General features: G+C 69.2%; 1 protein-coding gene. It reads right to left on the reverse strand.

Features of this window, described 5'->3' with window-relative positions; translation table 11 throughout:
• Positions 1-370, reverse strand: a 370-nt coding sequence (locus B8W69_RS29600) for an AMP-binding enzyme (RefSeq protein WP_133058071.1), incomplete at both ends; no start/stop codon positions are given.

The following is a 370-nucleotide window of genomic DNA, read 5'->3' on the forward strand; positions in this document are numbered from 1 at the left end:
GCGTGGGTGTCGAGTTTGCCGTTGGGGGTGAGTGGGAGGTGGTCGAGGGCCACGATCGCGGCGGGGATCATGTAGGGCGGGAGTTGCTCGCGCAGTTGGGTGCGCAGGTCGGTGGGGTCGGCGGTGCCGGTGATGTAGGCGATGAGGCGGGGGTCGCCGGGGCGGGCTTGGCGGGCGATGACTGCTGCTTGGTCGACGCCGTCCAGTGTGGTCAGGGCGGTCTGGATTTCGCCGGGTTCGATGCGGTAGCCGCGGATTTTGACTTGCTCGTCGGCGCGGCCGAGGTAGTGCAGTTGGCCATCAGGACGCCACCGCACCAGATCCCCGGTGCGATACATCCGTGCCCCCGGCCCGCCAAACGGGCACGCCA

Origin of the sequence: Mycolicibacterium vulneris (assembly GCF_002104765.1) — a bacterium.
GTDB lineage: Bacteria > Actinomycetota > Actinomycetes > Mycobacteriales > Mycobacteriaceae > Mycobacterium > Mycobacterium vulneris.